Source organism: Paraburkholderia sp. SUR17, from assembly GCF_029536165.1.
In the GTDB taxonomy this organism is placed as follows: domain Bacteria; phylum Pseudomonadota; class Gammaproteobacteria; order Burkholderiales; family Burkholderiaceae; genus Paraburkholderia; species Paraburkholderia kururiensis.
Genome location: NZ_CP120509.1, coordinates 1,955,500 through 1,970,324, shown reverse-complemented (window position 1 = coordinate 1,970,324; position 14,825 = coordinate 1,955,500). Strand labels below are relative to the sequence as shown.

Genomic DNA, 14,825 nt, shown 5'->3' with positions numbered 1-14,825 from the left:
GGCATGAAAACGCTCGACATCATCGACTCCCACACCGGCGGCGAGCCCACGCGGCTCGTCGTGTCCGGCGGTCCCGAGCTGGTTCACTCGGGACAAGGCCCGCTCGCCGAGCGGCTCGACACTTTTCGCACGCAGTTCGACCACTGGCGCGCGGGCATCGTCAACGAGCCGCGCGGCTCGGACGTCGTGGTGGGCGCGCTGCTGTGCGAGCCCCACGACCCGCAATGCTCGGCCGGCGTGATCTTCTTCAACAACGTGGGCTATCTCGGCATGTGTGGACACGGCACGATCGGGCTCGTCGTGTCGCTCGCCCACATGGGCCGCATCGGGCCGGGACAGCATCGCATCGAAACGCCGGTCGGCGTGGTGGATGCAACGTTGAACGAGAACGGCAGCGTGTCGGTGCGCAACGTGCCGGCGTATCGCTACCGGCGCGACGTTGCCGTGGACGTGCCCGGCTACGGCCGGTTCACGGGCGACATCGGCTGGGGCGGCAACTGGTTCTTTCTCGTCGCGGACCACGGGCGCGCGCTCGAAGCACGGCATATCGCCGAACTCACGGCGTTTTCGTCGGCCATGCGCGACGCGCTCGACGCCCAGCAGATCACCGGCGCGGGCGGCGCCTTTATCGACCACATCGAACTGTTCGGGCCGGGCTCGCGCGCGGGCATCGATAGCCGCAGCTTCGTGCTGTGCCCCGGCAACGCGTACGACCGCTCGCCGTGCGGCACGGGCACGAGCGCGAAGGTGGCGTGCCTTGCCGCGGACGGCAAGCTCGCCTCAGGCGCCGTGTGGCGGCAGGAAAGCATTATCGGCAGCGTGTTCGAAGCGAGCTGGGCGCCGGGCGAGCCGAACGCCGACGGACTGCCCACGGTCGTGCCGACCATTACGGGCGAGGCGTGGGTGACGGCGGAATCGCGCCTGCGCTTCGACGAGCGCGATCCGTTCGTGTGGGGCATTCGCACGGCATGACGACGGACCGCGTAGCCGATGTGATCGTGATCGGCGCGGGCATTGTCGGCGCTGCGTGCGCCGCGGCGCTTGCGGCGCGCGGCCTGCGCGTCGACGTGCTCGAAGCGAATGGCGTAGGCGGCGGCGCGACTGCTGCGGGCATGGGCCATATCGTGGTGATGAACGATTCGCCCGCGGAGCTGGCGCTGTCCCGTTATTCGCGCGCGTTGTGGCTCGAACTCGCGCCGCGGTTGCGTGAGCGCGATGCATTCTGCCGCTGCGGCACGCTCTGGGTTGCAAGCGACGACGAGGAACTCGAGGCCGCCCGCGCCATGCAGGCGGCGTTCGCGGCACAGAACGTGGCGGCGCAATTGCTGGACGCGAGCGCGCTGTATGCCTGCGAGCCGGCGCTCGCGCCGGGCATGGCGGGCGGGCTGCGTATCGAGCACGACAGCATCGTCTATGCGCCCGCGGCGGCCGAATGGCTGCTGCGGCATTCGCCGGGGGCGGCGAACATCCGCCTGCATACCGGCGCCGAGGTGACCGCGCTGGAGCCGTCGCGCGTGGTGTTGCGCACCGGAGAGGCGTTTGGCGCGGCGCACGTGGTCGTCGCGAATGGCCTTGCCGCGCAACGCCTCGTGCCGTGGCTGCCACTGCAGCCGAAGAAGGGCCATCTGCTCATCACCGACCGTTACCCCGGCGTGGTCCGGCATCAGTTGCTCGAACTCGGTTACATCAAGAGCGCGCATCACGCGCAGGGCACCTCCGTGGCGTTCAACGTGCAGCCGCGGCCGACGGGGCAACTGCTGATCGGCTCGTCGCGCCAGTTCGACACGACCGATCCCGCCGTCGAGATGCCCGTGCTCGCGCAGATGCTCAAGCGCGCGGCGCGTTATCTGCCGTCGCTGCCGGGCTTGAACGCGATTCGCGCGTGGACCGGCTTTCGCGCCGCCTCGCCCGACGGCTTGCCGCTGATCGGCCCGGCGGGCGACGACCTGCGCGGCGTGTGGCTCGCCGTGGGACACGAGGGACTCGGCGTGACCACGTCGCTCGCCACGGCGAACCTGCTTGCCGCGCAGATACTCAACGAACTGCCGCCCATTGCCGCCGACCCGTACCTGCCCGCGCGTTTTGCGCAAGGAGCCGGGCATGCGTGACGTTCAACGCACAAGCACACGAGCGCAAGAAATTCACGTGACGGTGGACGGGCATGCCGTCGTGGTGCCGCAGGGTGCCACGGTGGCGGCTGCATTAGCGGTTGCATCAGCGGCTGCATCAGCGGATGCGACCCATGTGGGCGCAACACGAGGCGCACGCGTCTCCGTTCGCGGCGAGCCGCGCACGATGTTTTGCGGCATGGGCGTGTGCCAGGAGTGCCGCGTGACCATCGACGGTCGCGCGCATCGGCTTGCCTGCCAGACGCTGTGCCGCGAGGGTCAGCGGATCGAGACGATGAGGACGGAATGAGCGAACGCTACGACGTGGTGATCGTCGGCGCGGGACCGGCGGGCTTGAGCGCGGCGCGCGCGGCGGCGGGGCAAGGCGCGCGCGTGGCGATCATCGACGACAATCCGCGCGCGGGTGGCCAGGTCTGGCGCCAGGGGCCGCAGCATCCGGCGCAGCAGCCTTTGCGCACGCTGCTGGACGCTCTCGCGCCGGATGGGCACGTTGCGTGGTGGCAGTCGTCGCGCGTTGTCGCGCCGCTTGCGGGCGGCGAACTGCTGATCGAATCGGAACAGCACGGCGGCGTGCGCGTCTCGTACGGCCGCCTGATTCTCGCGACCGGCGCGCGGGAACGTCTGCTGCCGTTTCCAGGCTGGACGCTGCCGGGCGTCACCGGCGCGGGCGGCTTGCAGGCGCTGATCAAGGGCGGCGTGCCGGTGCGCGGCGAGCGCATCGTGATCGCCGGAAGCGGGCCATTGCTGCTCGCCGCACTTGCCACGGCACGTCATGCAGGGGCCGACGTGCTGGCGGTGATCGAGCAGGCGAGCGCGTCGGCGCTCGCGCGTTTTGCGCTTTCGTTGACGCGCACGCCGTCGAAGCTCGTGCAGGCGGCCATGCTCACACGCGGTTTCGCCGGGCTGCAGTATTGGACCGGCAGCGTGGTGCGCGAGGCGAGCGGAGCGGGGCATGTCGAACAGGTCACGATTCGACGCGGCGAGCGCGAGCTCACACTTGCTTGCGATCGTGTCGCGTGTGGCTATGGGCTGGAGCCGAATGGGCTGCTGGGTGAATCGCTGGGGTGCGCGGTGGCGGCCCGCGGCGACGGTCGCGCGCTCGCCGTGGACGATCTGCAGCGAACTTCCGTCGAGCACGTGTTTGCCGCCGGCGAATGCACGGGCGTGGGCGGCATGGAACTCGCCCGCGTGGAAGGCGAGATCGCGGGGCTGGCAGCCGTCGACGCCGCGCTCGCCGCGCGCGTCCGCTTCGCCGAACGCGCGCGCTGGCGGCGCTTCGCGGCCAACGTGGATGCGGCCTTCGCGCTGGGCGATGCGGCGCGCGCCGTGCCGCCCGACGACACCTTGCTTTGCCGCTGCGAGGACGTGACGATCGGCGCCGTGCGCGCACACGCGAACTGGCGCGACGCCAAGCTCCAGACGCGCTGCGGCATGGGCGCCTGCCAGGGGCGCATCTGCGCGACGGCGGCCCGCACTTATTTCGGCTGGGGCACGGGAGCAGGCGTGGCCCAGGCTGTACCGCGTCCGCCGCTGCAACCCGCGCAGATCGCCACCTTGATCGAGGCTGCCGCCGACTCCTGAGCCCGGGCCCCTCCCGATTTTTTTGCGCCAGTGCCGGGCCCTATAATCGAGCGCACGTTCTTACCCGCTCCGGGCGCGCGGAATTCCGACATGACCATGCTGGCCGACATCATCCATCCGGCGCTGCAAGCGGCAGCCGGCATGACGCCGAACGCGGTTCCCGGGGCAGCGGGGGCCGCGGATGCGTCGGCCTCTGCCGACGCCACGCTCGAGGCCATGCTCACGCATTTCACGTTGCTCGAGCCGGTGTTCGACGCCATGCCGGAAGTCGTGTTCTTCGTGAAAGACGTGCAAGCGCGCTACGTGCTGGTGAACCGCACGCTCGCCTCGCGCTGCGGCTACAAGGACAAGGAAGCGCTGCTCGGCAAGACCGCCGAGGACGTGTTTCCGCGCCGCTTCGGCCGCGTCTATACCGCGCAGGACAGGACCATCGTGAGCATCGGCAATACGCTCGTCGACCAGTTGGAGCTGCATCTGTATCCGGGCCGGCAGCCAGGCTGGTGCCTCACCTGCAAGACGCCGCTGCGCGATCCGTCGACGGGCACCGTGGTGGGACTGGCCGGCATCTCGCGCGACCTGAGAGCCGACGAGAGCAGCCATCCCGCATACAGCAAGCTCGCCACGGTCGTGCAGTACATCCAGGAAAACTACGTGCAGCCGCTGAACCTGAAGCAACTGGCGGAAATGGCGGATATGTCGGTCGCGCAACTGGAGCGCTACTTCCACAAGGTGTTTCACCTGACGCCACGCCAGGTCTTGCTGAAGACACGTCTGGATGCGGCCACGGCGCTGCTCGTCTCTCACGACAAGGTCACCGACGTCGCCGCGCTGTGCGGCTACACCGACCACAGCGCGTTCACGCGGCAATTCAAGGCCACGGTGGGCGTGACCCCCACCGAGTACCGTGCGCTCCTGCATGCCACCGCCTCCGCCCCGGCCTCGCCGAAGGTGTGACCGGACGCCGTTGGTGACGAACGTGCGTGGTTTCGGCCGGCCCCGGTTGCCGATCTGCTGATCGTCCCGCCATGTCCGCAAGCGAAAAGGCGCGCGCCAGGCCCAGCCTGAAAGCCCATCGTTACTACGTCTACGTGGTCGAACTCGACGACACCGTCTGGAACGAGGCACGCTTTCGCCGCGCGAATCCCGAGTATCGGTTCGCGAAGCCCTGCGTTTATGTGGGAATGACCGGGCTCGATCCCGATCTGCGTTTTGACCGCCACAAGGCCGGCATTCAGTCGAACCGCTTCGTGCGTGATTACGGCTTGCGGTCGATGCCGGAACTGTATGAAGTGTTCAATCCATTGCCGTACGACGGCGCGCGCGACATGGAAGTGGAGCTGGGAATCGGCCTGCGCGAAGCCGGGTACGCGGTGTGGCAGGCGTGATCGCCCGGTGGGTGGATCGAGGCCGATTACCGTTGCGGACGGTCAAGGCCCAGGCCGCGCAGAATGGCGTTGCCTTCGGGCGTGAGCCGGATGTGCGGCGTGCCCGCCTCGGACTGCACCTGCTCGACGAGACCGGCTTCCTGCAGTTGGGGAATCTCGGGCTTCGCGGACGCGTCGATGGGCGCGTGCAGCAACAGCAGCAACGTCGCGATTTCGTGGTGACTGAGCAGGCGGCGCAAAATCGTGCGCTTCGCCGGGGCCGCAGGCTGCGGCGCGCTCGTCAAAGTCGTGTCTTGCCTGTCCATCGGTCCACCTTCCTAGGTTGTTCGGTCGAGTTTCAGCGGATCATGCGCAGGAAGTCTTAAACGATTCTTAAAAATCGGACCGCGGGTGCAACAGCCGCTGCCATAGTGGTAACAACACGTTACACCCGTGCGGCGGCGGCTTTTTCAGGGCGCGCAGGTCTTGCTCGCGCTCTCGATCCAGAGGTTCTTGATGTGCCGCTTGCCGGCGTAGAACCGGTAAGTCGTGGCGCCGTTGTCGCTGCGTACCTTGACGACGTTCGAGTCGCCGAAGTCGAGCATGGCGCCTTGCGGCAACGCGGTGGTTTTCACGCTGCTGTCATGCTTCGAGGCTTCCACGGTCATGCATTGCACGACGCTGTCGACGGAACGTTGCGTGGTGCTGTCGATCACCGGCTCGCCCGCATCGGGGTTGCCCTGAAGGGAGGCGCACGCGGCGAGCAGCAGCGGAGCGCAGAGGGTGGCGGCGAATTTCTTCATGTGTATCCTGATGTTGACGGGCGTGGGTTGTAACCATCCGGCCGATTATATCGGTCGCGATCAAGGTAGCTTTTGCAAGCCGTATGCCCGGCGCTTACAAAACAAAAAGCGCGCAGCCCGAAGGCCGCGCGCTTCTCTGCGCATGTAGAGGCGAAGCCGTAGCGCCTAGAACGCCACTGCGATACCGGCCATGCCGACGAACTGCGAGCGCGTGGACGACGGCGTCGAGTTCTGCGAGTCGCCCACTGCCGGCGCGGCATCCACGATGTTGCCTGCGCCCTTCAGGCCGAGCGTCTGGCCCGTGGCGTGCTGGTACGCCTGCACCGCGTAGAGCGTGGTGCGCTTGGAGAGGTGGTAGGCCTCCTTCAACGAGTACTGCTGGTAGCGCGCGGCGCTCGAAATGCCGTTCGCCTTCGACGCCATCGTGTACGAGAACGCGGCAGCCATGTCGAACGCCGGCGTGAAGCGGTACGAGGCGATTGCGCCGTAGGAGTTGAACACGGCGGTATCCGTGAAGAGCGAGCGGCTGCCCGGCAGGTAGCGCACGTTCGAGTAGTTCACGCCGACCATCAGGTTGCCGATCGTGTAGTCGCCTGCGGCGGCGATGTGCTGCACCGAGTGCGCCGTCACGTAACCCTGGTTCACGGCGGAGACCGCGAAGCTCGCCGTGGACGACGAGTCGAACGCCGGGCTCGTGGTGGAGACCGGGTTCACGTAGGCGTTGTCCATGCGCAGGTAGCCGGCCGCAAGGGCGATGGGGCCGTTGGCATAACGCAGCGCGCCGCTGATCGTTTGGCCCTTGCCCGTGCTGCCCGCGACGCCGCCGAGCGCGTACATGGCGCTCGCCTGCACGCCGTACCACACCGGCGACGTATAGACGAACGAGTTGTTGACGCGGATGGTGGTGTCGAGCCCGTCGTAGTCGCCGGGGTGCGCGCCCGTTGCGCCCGTGAGCCAGTTGCTCGATGCGAGGGGGCCGACGAACTGGTAGTACGGCGTGTACTGGCGGCCCATCGTGAAGGTGCCGTAGTTGTTGTTCTGCAGACCCACGAATGCCTGGCGGTTGAACAGCAGGCCCGACGACGATGCCGCGCCCGTGTTCAGGTCGAAGCCGGCCTGGAGGTCGAAGATCGCGCTGGTGCCGCCGCCCAGGTCTTCTACGCCCTTGAAGCCGAACTTCGATGCGTAGAGGTTGCCCTGGCGCAGGTACCAGTTCGAATGACCTTTCTGGTTGCTGACGTAGGTGATCGCGTCGTCGGCCACGCCATAGAGCGTGACGCTGCTTTGCGCGAGCGCGGGGCCTGCGGCGAGCGCGAAGCCGGCGCCTAGCAATGCATTACGGAAGGTATCGCGAGAAGTCATCTTTTATCTCCAGCCTTGGCTTTGTTATGCACGCCGGGCAGGCGTGCTGTCTCATCGTTTATAGAAGGAAAACGATTACCTGTTGCGACGCAAAAAGCGCCTGAAATACCGTGGCAGCTACGGTATAACGATTTACTTTATCTGTATAGCCGCGTGAGCCCTGATTCCCTGACCGCCACCACGTTGCCGCCACGGCTCAGCGCGCCCCATGACGACGCTGCTGGGCCTGAGCGGCGAGGCGTACCGCGGCGTTCGCCGCACCGTAGCCGTCGTACCCCCCGCGGCGTTCCACGAGCTCGAGGGAGAAGCGCTGGTCCAGCAGTTCGGTATAGGCGTGGAAGAACTCGCCGCCCTGCGCGTCGCGGTCGTACAGGATGTTGTTTTCGTACAACGCGTCGATGGTCTGATCGGGCAGTGCGTAGCGCGCGGCGAGGTCGTCGTAGTAGTTGCGCGGAATCTTGAGCAGCGGCAGGCCGCGTGCGACGAAGTGCGGGATCGCGCGAAAGATGTCCGCCGTATGGAAGGCCACGTGGTTCAGGCCCGAGCCGCGATAGGTATGCAGCGCCTGGGCCACGGCCGTGTGGCGATCCACGGATGCGTTGAGCGCCACGCGCACCGAGCCGTCGCGGCTGCGCAGCGCCCGGCTGCGCACGAGGCCGTAAGGGTCGGGCACGAGCAGGCCTGGCTCCGGCTCGAAGCCGAACGCCGTGCGCAGAAACAGCACCCATGTGTCGAGCGAAGCTGCGGGCAGCGAAAGGCAGACATGGTCGATGCCCGCGATGGGGCCGCGCGCCGCCTCACCGCCCGTACGCTCGGTGAGCACGAAGTCGGCTTCGAACAGCGTGGGTTCGTCGGGCGTTTCGTCCACGAAGTAGTTGAGGCTGCCGTCGGGCGCCTGCACCGCGGGCAGCACGCGCTCGTTCGGGCCCACTCGCCCCGAGAATGGCGCGTAGCCGAAGCCGGCGGCGCGCTCGAAGGCGAGCTTCGCGTCGTCCACGCGGAACGCCGATGCGCAGAGCGACAGACCATGCTGCTGGAAGAACGCACTTGCGAACGAGTCGGCTTCGGCGTTGAGCACGATCGACGCATCGCCGTGCTGGAACAGCGCCACGTCTTTCGAGCGATGCCGGCCGGTTTGGCGAAAGCCGAGCTTGCCGAGCCAGTCGGCCAGATGCGCGCGGGCCGTGTCGTCCACGGCGAATTCGAGGAACTGGAAACCGACGTGCGCCGGTGCGGCGGGTGGCTCGAAGAGTGCGACGGCCGCATCGCTGCTGCTGCCGGCGTGATGCGCTTCATGGTCGGCGTTGGCGGCTTTCATCGCGCCGCGCGTCTGCTCTTCGAGCAACAGCAGCGACCGATAACCGTCCGCCGCGGTGGTCGCGGTGGGCGCCGCGCGAAAACCGTCGTTGAAGATTTCGAGCGACAGCGGCCCCGTATAGCCGGCCTCCACCACGCGTGCCGTGAAGCCCGCGAGGTCGAAGTCGCCCTGGCCCGGGAAGCAGCGGTAATGGCGGCTCCATTCGAGCACGTCCATGGCGAGCTTCGGCGCGTCCGCAATCTGCACGAACGCGATGCGCTCGCCAGGGATCGCGGCGATCTCGTCCACGCTGTCGCCGATGGCGAGCGTGTGAAAGCTGTCGAGCACGAGCCCGAGGTTCGGATGGTTCACCGCGTTCACGAGCCGCCACGCGTGGCGATACGAATTCACGTGCCGACCCCACGCGAGCGCCTCGTAGCCCGCATACACGCCGGCCTGCTGCGCGGCGAGCGCGAGCGCGCCGAGCTGGTCGGCAATGAGCGCGTCGTCGCGAATCGTGTCCGGCGAAACGTTGCTGCACACGAGGATGCGGTTCGTGCCCAGTTCGTGCATCAGGTCGAACTTGCGCTTCGCGCGTTCGAGGTTGCGTGCGAGCCGCTCGCCGCTCACGCCCTCGAAGTCGCGAAACGGCTGGAACAGGGTGATCTCGAGCCCGAGGTCGGCGGCGATGCGGCGCACGTCGGCGGGCGAGCCGTCGAAGTAGAGCAGATCGTTCTCAAAAATCTCGATGCCGTCGAAGCCGGCCGCCTGGATGGCGGTCAGTTTTTCGATGAGCGTGCCGCTCATGGACACGGTGGCAATCGAACGCTGCATGCAAGGCTCCTGCGGGGAGTCGGAGAGGGATCAGGAATCGCGATGAAAAGGCGCCGTGCGATGAGCGCACGAACCGTTGCGCCGCACCATCGAACGTTCCATTTGTATCTGTCTGGTACACCGTTGCAGAACGAAAAGCACTGCTGCAATGAATTCGAGGCGGAGTTTATACAAACTAACTAGATCGTACAAATTATCGAAAACCCCCAAAGACACGTGCGGCATTCGGGCGCACACTGCGCGTCAGGCTGGAGAGGCGCGTGCGCAGCCGCCGCGTTTTCCGGGCACTCCTGACATTGAGAGGTCTTGATGAGTTTTGCGTCGGTACTGGTCCTCAACGGGCCGAACTTGAATCTGCTCGGCACGCGCGAGCCGCATATCTATGGAGCGGAAACGCTTGAGGACGTCGCGCGCCGCTGCCGCGAAGCGGGCGAACGTCTGGGTCTTGGTGTGGACTTTCGTCAGTCGAACGCCGAACATCAATTGATCGACTGGCTGCACGAAACGCGCGCCGCGGTGCAGGGTGTGGTGATCAATCCGGCCGCATACACGCACACGTCGGTGGCCATTGCGGATGCGCTCTCGGCGGTCGCGAAGCCCGTGATCGAAGTGCACATCTCGAACGTGCATCGCCGTGAGGCTTTCCGGCATCACTCGTTCGTCTCGGCCGTTGCCGAAGCCGTAATCTGCGGATGCGGCACCGACGGCTACGTTTTCGCGCTGGAGCGCATGGCAACCATTTTGAAGAGCAAGGGCAAGCAATGAGTACGTCGTCGTTTCTGATCGGCCTGATTGGCGCGGGCATCGGTGGGTCGCTGAGTCCGGCCATGCACGAGGAGGAAGGGCGCCAGCTCGGTCTCAACTACGTGTATCGACGCATCGACCTCGACGTGCTCAAGCTCGACGCGTCGGCGCTGCCCGAACTGCTCGCGAGCGCGGAGCGTCTCGGCTACAACGGCCTGAACGTCACGTTCCCCTGCAAGCAGGCCATCATTCCGCTGCTGCACGAACTCTCCGAAGACGCGCGCGCGCTCGGCGCCGTGAACACCGTGCTGTTGAAGGACGGCAAGCGCATTGGTCACAACACCGACTGGTCCGGCTTCGCGCGCGCGTTCCGGCGCGGTTTGCCGGATGTGTCGCTCGAACGCGTCGTGCAGCTTGGTGCGGGCGGGGCCGGCGCGGCGGTGGCGCACGCCGCGCTGATGATGGGCGCGCGCTCGCTCACCGTATTCGACGTCGACAACGAACGCGCAAGCGCGCTCGCCGCCGACTTGCAGGCGCGCTTTCCGCAGGCCACGGTCGCGTCGGGCGGCGTGCTGGGCGATGCGCTCGCCCAGGCAAACGGCCTGATCCACGCCACGCCCACCGGCATGGCGAAGCTGCCCGGCCTGCCGCTGCCCGCGCATCTGCTGCACAGCGGCCTGTGGGTGGCCGACATCGTCTACTTCCCGATTCGCACGGCGCTCATCGAGGCGGCCGAGGCGGCCGGCTGCCGCACGCTCTCGGGCGGCGGCATGGCGGTGTATCAGGCGGTCGACGCGTTCGGCCTCTTTACAGGCCGCGAGCCCGACGCCGAACGTATGTACCGGCACTTCCAGTCGCTGCTGAACCGCTGAGGGCTACCGCCACTTTTCACGCTCATCGGCGCTCGTCGGTACGCACCCGCGCTCACTACAACAACATCGTTCGAATACACCTGGAGACAACCATGTCCGGATCAACCCAAACTGGCGACGAGCCTCTGATGCCCGCCGCCCGCACATCCGCCGCCACCGCGCGGCGTTCGAAGGCGCGCTATCGCATTCTGGCGCTGCTCGCCGTCGGCACGATGATCAATTACCTCGACCGCACAGTGCTCGGCATCGCCGCGCCGCAGCTCACGAAGGAACTGGGCATTGGCGCCGCGCTGATGGGGCTGATCTTCTCGGCGTTCTCGTGGAGCTACGTCGCGGCGCAGATTCCGGGCGGCCTGTTTCTGGACCGCTTCGGCAGCCGCGTCACGTATTACCTTTCGATGACGCTGTGGTCGGTATTCACGCTGTTGCAGGGTTTCGTGAGCGGCGTGGGTGCGCTGTTCGCATGCCGTCTTGGGCTGGGCGTGACGGAAGCGCCGTGCTTTCCGACCAACAGCCGCGTCGTGGCGACCTGGTTTCCGCAGCGCGAGCGCGCCATGGCGACAGGCACGTACACGGTGGGCGAGTACATCGGCCTCGCGTTCTTCAGCCCGTTCCTGTTCGCGCTGATGGGCGCCTTCGGCTGGCGCTCGCTGTTCTACGTGGTGGGCGGCGTGGGCATCGTGTTCGGCGGCATCTGGTGGCTGTTCTATCGCGAGCCGCGCGAGCATCCGGCGGCCAATCAGGCGGAACTCGATTACATCGAAGCGGGCGGCGGTCTCACGCATCGCAAGCCGGCCGATACCGCGGCACAAAATGCGAGGGCTGCGAGCGAAGGCAAGAAAGGCGGCTTCGAGTGGCGCACCATCGGGCGCCTGCTCAAGCACCGGCAACTCACGGGCATCTGCCTCGGCCAGTTCGCAGGCAACTCGACGCTCGTGTTCTTCCTCACATGGTTCCCGACTTACCTCGCCACCGAACGCCACATGGGCTGGCTCAAGATCGGCTTCTTCGCGATCATGCCGTTCATTGCGGCGTCGGTGGGCGTGATGTTCGGCGGCACGTTGTCCGACTGGCTGCTGCGCCGGGGCAAGTCGGCGAACGTGGCGCGCAAGCTGCCGATCATCGCCGGCCTGCTGCTCGCCTCGACGATCGTGCTGGCGAACTACGTCGAAAGCAACGTGACGGTGATCGTGATTCTCTCGGTGGCGTTCTTCGCGCAGGGGATGGCGGCGCTCGGCTGGACGCTCGTCTCCGACATCGCGCCGGACGGCCTGCTCGGCGTGACGGGCGGCATCTTCAACTTCGCCGCGAATCTCGCCGGCATCGTCACGCCGCTCGCGGTGGGCTTCATCGTGTCGGCCACGGGCTCGTTCGTCGGCGCGCTCGCGTTCATCGGCGTGATCGCGTTGATCGGCGCGCTGTCTTACATCTTCGTGGTGGGGGACATCAAGCGCATCGTGCTCGACTGAGTTCGAGCGGACGAGCGGTAAAAGAGCAGGGGCCCGAGCGGGCCCCTGTTTGTTTGTGGTCAGGCTTCCTTGCGCACGAACCGCAGTACGGCGTCGGCGATCATCTCGCGATGCCGTGCCCGCAGCCGCGGATGCGACGGATCGCGCCCGAACGCGCTGCCGAACGTATAGCGGTTCGACACGCGGTGAAAGCAGAACGAGCTGATGAGCAGGTGCAGGTCGATGGCGTCGATGTCGGGGCGGAACTGGCCCGCCGCCACGCCGCGCGCGAGCAGGTCTTCGATCGTGCGGATCACGCTCGCGTTGCGGCTCTTGAACGACTTCAGCTGCTCGATGTATTTCGCGCCGTGAATGTTTTCGATGGAAACGAGCCGCACGAAGTCGCGGTGCCGGTCGTGATAGTCGAAGGTGAATTCCACGAGCTTGCGCAGCCCTTCGGTGGGGTCCAGCTCGCTGATGGGCAGGTCCTGTTCGAGCGTGCGGATGTCGCCGTACACCTTTTCCAGCACGGCCTCGTACAACCCTTCCTTGCTGCCGAAGTAGTAGTAGAGCATGCGCTTGGTGGTGTTCGTGCGCTCCGCGATGGCATCGACGCGCGCGCCGGAGAGGCCCATGGACGAGAACTCCTGGGTGGCCACTTCGAGGATGTTGCGCTTCGTCTGTTCAGGATCGTACTTGCGGCGGGCTTCGGACGGCATGCCGTCGGTTTCGGGGGCGGCGACCCTGCTTGCCTTTTTCATTGTGCGTTTCACGGGCATTGACGGGGCATTCTAGCATGGTGAAAAAGGCCGTCCGGCAAGGATTTGCGCGGTGATGGAGCGGTGTTTCGCGCCTTGCTGACGGCTTGCGGATGCCTTGCCGATGGGGTGAGCCGATGGTTTTGGCGATAAACCCCAAGGCGGCGCGCACGGCACCGCAGGCGACCCAAAGAACGTCTAACCGATCCCTCAACGCCCGCGGTCCGCGAACGCGTCGCGTGCCTGCATCGCCGTGTAGGTGAGCTGCGCGGCGGCGAGCCCGACGAGCCCGTACGCCCGCGTGAGCCCGAACGCGGCGAACGCTTCAGGTACGGCACGTTCGCCCGTGATGGCCGCGGCCAGCAGTTCGCCGGATACCGTCGTGGGTGCCATGCCGTGTCCGCCGAAGCCGACCGCGTACCAGACGCCGTCGTCGCTCTGCCCGATTTGCGGCATCTTGTGACGCGCGTAGCTCATAAGCCCGCCCCAGGCGTAATCGATACGCACGTCGTGCAGTTGCGGATAGACCTTGAGCAGGTCGTGCCTGAGCAGCCGCGCGATCGCCTCGGGCTCGCGCTCCCGCACCGAAATGCGGCCGCCCCACAGGATGCGCGTGTCGCGCAGCGGCCGGTAGTAGTCGAACGCGAAGCGCGTGTCGTAGACGGCGCTCTCGCAGGCGATGGCGTCGGCAAGCCGCGCGCCGAGCGGTTCGGTCGCCATCACGTAGGTCGCGATAGGCAGCACCGCGCGCTCCACGCGCCGGTAGACGCGGCGCGCGTAGCCGCCGCCCGCCATCACCACGTGCCGTGCCTCGATTTCGCCTTCCGTGGTCTGCACCACATAGCCGCTGCCTTCGCGGCGCAAGGCGCGCACCGGTGACTGCTCGTAGAGCTGCGCACCGCCCGCGGCAGCGGCTTGCGCCACGCCGAGCACGTATTTCAGCGGATGAAAGTGGAACGCATTGCGTTCGAAGAGACCGCCGTGATAACGCGTGGTCTTGAGGCGCGCGGCGAGTTCGGCTGCGCTGAGCGGCTCCCAGTCCACGCCGAACGACGTCTTCATCAACTGACGCTGCACATCGAGCCGCGCCGGGTCGTCGAACCAGTTCGCGAGGATCACGCCGGCGTCGGTTGCGTCGCAGTCGATCGCATAGCGGCGGATGCGCTCGCGCATCAGGTCCACGGCCGACGTCGTGAGCGCGTAAAGCTCGCGCGCGCGGGGCGCGCCGAGAATGCGCAGCAACTCCGCGCAATCCAGGCTGTAGCCGCCGAACACGAACCCGCCGTTGCGTCCGGAGGCGCCGAAGCCTACCTGTTTTGCCTCCAGCACGACGATGTCGCGCACGCCGCGCTCAACGAGCCCAAGCGCGGTGGAGAGTCCCGCCAGCCCGCCGCCGACGATGCAGACCGCCGCGCTGTGCCGTCCGGCGAGCGCAGGCCGCACGGGGCGGGTGGCAGTGTTTTCGTAATAGCTTTGCATGGCGAAGACAGGAAGGCGTAGGGGCGGGGTGGAGAGGGTGCCGGCGGGTACCAGCGGATCTCAGCGGACACCCGCCGGCGCAGGTATTGCGATTGCTCGATCATGCATGAATGCACCAGGCTCGCACTTCATGAGTGCCAGTCGGCAATCAACC

The 14,825-nt window shown here is 66.8% G+C and carries 15 protein-coding genes; 9 read left to right on the top strand and 6 right to left on the bottom strand.

The features are described 5' to 3' along the window. Nucleotides 1-3 precede the first annotated feature (3 nt). The 6 genes from P2869_RS26120 to P2869_RS26095 all read left to right on the top strand — a co-directional run bounded on the left by P2869_RS26120 (nt 4) and on the right by P2869_RS26095 (nt 5,095). Nucleotides 4-972, top strand: a complete 969-nt coding sequence (locus P2869_RS26120) for a 4-hydroxyproline epimerase (protein ID WP_277598398.1) — start codon at nt 4-6, stop codon at nt 970-972. After that, nucleotides 969-2,108 (top strand): FAD-binding oxidoreductase, encoded by a 1,140-nt coding sequence (locus P2869_RS26115; protein ID WP_277598397.1) that lies wholly within the window; start codon nt 969-971, stop codon nt 2,106-2,108. Before P2869_RS26120 ends, P2869_RS26115 begins: the two co-directional genes overlap by 4 nt. Then, nucleotides 2,101-2,418 carry a 2Fe-2S iron-sulfur cluster-binding protein gene (locus tag P2869_RS26110; RefSeq protein ID WP_277598396.1) on the top strand — a complete coding sequence of 106 codons (318 nt, stop codon included), beginning with the start codon at nt 2,101-2,103 and terminating at the stop codon, nt 2,416-2,418. The genes P2869_RS26115 and P2869_RS26110 overlap by 8 nt, the downstream gene beginning before the upstream one ends. After that, nucleotides 2,415-3,710, top strand: coding sequence for an FAD-dependent oxidoreductase (locus P2869_RS26105; protein WP_277598395.1), 1,296 nt, complete (start codon nt 2,415-2,417; stop codon nt 3,708-3,710). Before P2869_RS26110 ends, P2869_RS26105 begins: the two co-directional genes overlap by 4 nt. 141 nt (nt 3,711-3,851) lie before the next feature. Further along, entirely contained in the window at nt 3,852-4,664 is an 813-nt protein-coding gene (locus P2869_RS26100) for an AraC family transcriptional regulator (RefSeq protein WP_240659131.1), read from the top strand. A 71-nt stretch (nt 4,665-4,735) separates the two neighbouring features. Next, the gene (locus P2869_RS26095; protein WP_277598394.1) at nt 4,736-5,095 is read left to right on the top strand and encodes a hypothetical protein; all 360 of its coding nucleotides are present in this window, start codon (nt 4,736-4,738) and stop codon (nt 5,093-5,095) included. Nucleotides 5,096-5,121: 26 nt separating this feature from the next. Here the strand turns inward: P2869_RS26095 and P2869_RS26090 are convergent, their stop codons facing one another. The 4 genes from P2869_RS26090 to P2869_RS26075 all read right to left on the bottom strand — a co-directional run bounded on the left by P2869_RS26090 (nt 5,122) and on the right by P2869_RS26075 (nt 9,370). Further along, nucleotides 5,122-5,400, bottom strand: coding sequence for a hypothetical protein (locus P2869_RS26090; RefSeq protein ID WP_017775440.1), 279 nt, complete (start codon nt 5,398-5,400; stop codon nt 5,122-5,124). Nucleotides 5,401-5,544: 144 nt separating this feature from the next. Next, the gene (locus P2869_RS26085; protein WP_017775441.1) at nt 5,545-5,877 is read right to left on the bottom strand and encodes a hypothetical protein; all 333 of its coding nucleotides are present in this window, start codon (nt 5,875-5,877) and stop codon (nt 5,545-5,547) included. Nucleotides 5,878-6,042: 165 nt separating this feature from the next. After that, on the bottom strand, nt 6,043-7,239 hold the full coding sequence (locus P2869_RS26080) for a porin (protein ID WP_277598393.1): 1,197 nt from the start codon (nt 7,237-7,239) through the stop codon (nt 6,043-6,045). Nucleotides 7,240-7,435: 196 nt separating this feature from the next. Then, on the bottom strand, nt 7,436-9,370 hold the full coding sequence (locus tag P2869_RS26075; protein ID WP_277598392.1) for a sugar phosphate isomerase/epimerase and 4-hydroxyphenylpyruvate domain-containing protein: 1,935 nt from the start codon (nt 9,368-9,370) through the stop codon (nt 7,436-7,438). Between the two features lie 309 nt (nt 9,371-9,679). On the opposite strand from P2869_RS26075, the gene aroQ reads away from it, so the two are divergent. From aroQ to P2869_RS26060, 3 genes are all read left to right on the top strand, one after another. Then, nucleotides 9,680-10,135: a type II 3-dehydroquinate dehydratase gene (gene aroQ / locus P2869_RS26070; protein ID WP_126878792.1), complete on the top strand. Its 456-nt coding sequence runs from the start codon at nt 9,680-9,682 to the stop codon at nt 10,133-10,135. Further along, on the top strand, nt 10,132-10,986 hold the full coding sequence (locus P2869_RS26065; protein ID WP_277598391.1) for a shikimate dehydrogenase: 855 nt from the start codon (nt 10,132-10,134) through the stop codon (nt 10,984-10,986). Before aroQ ends, P2869_RS26065 begins: the two co-directional genes overlap by 4 nt. Before the next feature lie 92 nt (nt 10,987-11,078). After that, the gene (locus P2869_RS26060) at nt 11,079-12,455 is read left to right on the top strand and encodes an MFS transporter (protein WP_277598390.1); all 1,377 of its coding nucleotides are present in this window, start codon (nt 11,079-11,081) and stop codon (nt 12,453-12,455) included. Between the two features lie 59 nt (nt 12,456-12,514). Here P2869_RS26060 and P2869_RS26055 read toward each other — a convergent pair whose 3' ends face one another. After that, nucleotides 12,515-13,195: a TetR/AcrR family transcriptional regulator gene (locus P2869_RS26055; RefSeq protein ID WP_026121590.1), complete on the bottom strand. Its 681-nt coding sequence runs from the start codon at nt 13,193-13,195 to the stop codon at nt 12,515-12,517. Between the two features lie 207 nt (nt 13,196-13,402). Next, nucleotides 13,403-14,671: an FAD-binding oxidoreductase gene (locus P2869_RS26050; protein ID WP_277598389.1), complete on the bottom strand. Its 1,269-nt coding sequence runs from the start codon at nt 14,669-14,671 to the stop codon at nt 13,403-13,405. Nucleotides 14,672-14,825 lie beyond the last annotated feature (154 nt).